The following is a 1,967-nucleotide window of genomic DNA, read 5'->3' as shown; positions in this document are numbered from 1 at the left end:
ACAGACGCCTCTCGGCGGACACCGTCGGCACCTTCGACACCAGCGTGGCCCCCGCCGACGTCGCCTTCGGCGACCAGGACGACCTGCATCTGGGCGCGCAGCGGGTGGCCCGCGAGATGGTGCGGCATCTGCGCCTGCCCGATGCCCGCGTGATCGTCTCCTTCCGGGAGATGCGGCACGCGGCCTCCGTCGAACTGGCGGCGGGCCCGGAGTACTTCGTCGAGCTCAACGACCGCTTCCGCACCCACCGGCGGGACATCGGCGCGGCCCTCGCCCACGAGGTCATGCACGTGTACCTGCACCGCCTGGACCTGACGTTCCCCGGCACCCGCGACAACGAGATCCTCACCGACACCGCCGCCGCCTACCTCGGCGCGGGCTGGCTGCTCCTCGACGCCTACCGCGAGGACGGCGCCTCCTCGCAGAAGCTCGGCTATCTGACCCCGGAGGAGTACGGATACGTGATCGCCAAGCGCGCGCTGGCCTTCGGCGAGGCCCCCGAGACATGGTTCACCAGCGCGCAGGCCTACACGGCGTACACCAAGGGGCTGGCCCAGGCCCGCCGCGACGAGCAGCGGCCCCCGCTGACGGCCGCCGGATGGTCCGGCAGACGGCGGTACGCGAAGGACCGGCGGTACGCGGCGGAGCGCGGAGGCACCGGAGCGGCGGACGGCGGCGCCGGGGAGGCCGGTGGCTATGTCTTCTCCGGCACAGGCGGCGTCGGGGGCGGGCGGACCGGTCCCCTGAGCGTCACGTTCCCGTGCCCGGTGTGCGGGCAGCGGATCAGGGTGCCGGTCCGGGGCCGGGTGCGGGCGAGGTGCGGGCTGTGCCGGACGGTACTGGAATGCGACACGTGAACGGGGAGAGCGCGCCGGGCGCCCTGGACGGACCGAGGGGACCGAGCGGGACTGCGGCCTAGGCGGGTGCCCAGTGCCCCGGGCGGTGCAGCGTGTCCGGGAGTTTCGTACGGGCGTCGCCCTTGGCCGCGTTCACCTGCGACTGGGTGAGGAACAGCGCGCCGGTGAGGTCCGCGCCCCGCAGATCCGCGTCCCGGAAGTCCACGCCGATCACGTCGGCCTCCCGCAGGTTCGCCTCGCGCAGGTCGGCGCCGATCAGATAGGCGCCGCGCAGGTCGGCGGCGCCGAGATCGGCGGCCCTGAGCCGTGCGCCGATGAGGTCGGCGCCCCGGCGCTGCTTCTTCCTTCCGCCGCCGCTGCCCTTGCGGACGAGTTCGCTGGTGCGCAGGAGCAGGACGTTGACGTCCTGGCGGTGCGCGGGGACGTCGACGCCGGCCACGCTGTCGGGTCCGCCCGCGGCCAGCTCTTCCGTCCTGGCGAGGGCCGCCTTCAGCTCACCCGCGATCGGGGCGGTCCGGGGGCGGCTCAGCGCGTCGGCCATATACCAGAGGAGTTCGTGGAGCTGCCGCATGACCGGGAAGACCTCGAACATCCGGCGGGCGGTGTCCTTGTCGGCCCGCCAGTCCACACCGTCGAAGGTGTGCTGCGAGACGTGCTGGCCCGCGCCGAAGCAGTCGTAGACCGTGCAGCCCTGGAAGCCCTTCCTCCGCAGGTCGCGGTGGATGCCGCAGCGGGAGTCCTCCCCCAGGTTGGCGCAGGGCTCGCCCGCGGCCTTGTCCACGGCGAAGTCCGAGGACCTGGTGAAGGTGAGCGCGACACAGCAGAGCCCGAAGCAGTCGGCGCAGTCCGCGCGGAGCGCCGCGCGGCCGTCCTCGACGAGGGGCAGCGCGACCCGCTCACGCTGACGCTCCGATGCCATGCGGACTCTCCTTCTGACGTGCCTGACGTGCCTGACGTGCGACGACGATCATTGTGCCGCGCGATCCGACGCCGGGCGCGAAGGTTGCGCGGCTCCTACGGGAAGCTCTCGGTGCCGGGCGCGAAGGTTGCGCGGCTCCTACGGGAAGCTCTCGGTGCCGGGCGCGACGCCTCGGGCGGCTCCTACGGGGA

The 1,967-nt window shown here is 73.2% G+C and carries 2 protein-coding genes; one reads left to right on the top strand and one right to left on the bottom strand.

Annotated features, from left to right (window positions below; all coding sequences use genetic code 11):
• A partial coding sequence (locus AB8Z36_RS39150) for a hypothetical protein (protein WP_369218123.1) occupies window positions 1-857 on the top strand: 857 nt, incomplete at its 5' end.
• A 58-nt stretch (window positions 858-915) separates the two neighbouring features.
• Here the strand turns inward: AB8Z36_RS39150 and AB8Z36_RS39145 are convergent.
• Window positions 916-1,776, bottom strand: a complete 861-nt coding sequence (locus tag AB8Z36_RS39145; protein WP_369218122.1) for a pentapeptide repeat-containing protein — start codon at window positions 1,774-1,776, stop codon at window positions 916-918.
• Window positions 1,777-1,967 lie beyond the last annotated feature (191 nt).

It is taken from the genome of Streptomyces flavofungini (assembly GCF_041028215.1).
In the GTDB taxonomy this organism is placed as follows: domain Bacteria; phylum Actinomycetota; class Actinomycetes; order Streptomycetales; family Streptomycetaceae; genus Streptomyces; species Streptomyces flavofungini_B.
The sequence above is the reverse complement of the archived record's forward strand: the minus strand, read 5'-3'. Positions and strand labels throughout refer to the sequence as shown.

Excerpts from the sequence above, each read along its gene's own strand:
- AB8Z36_RS39145 (WP_369218122.1), bottom strand. The coding sequence starts at position 1,776 with ATGGCATCGGAGCGTCAGCGTGAGCGGGTCGCGCTGCCCCTCGTCGAG.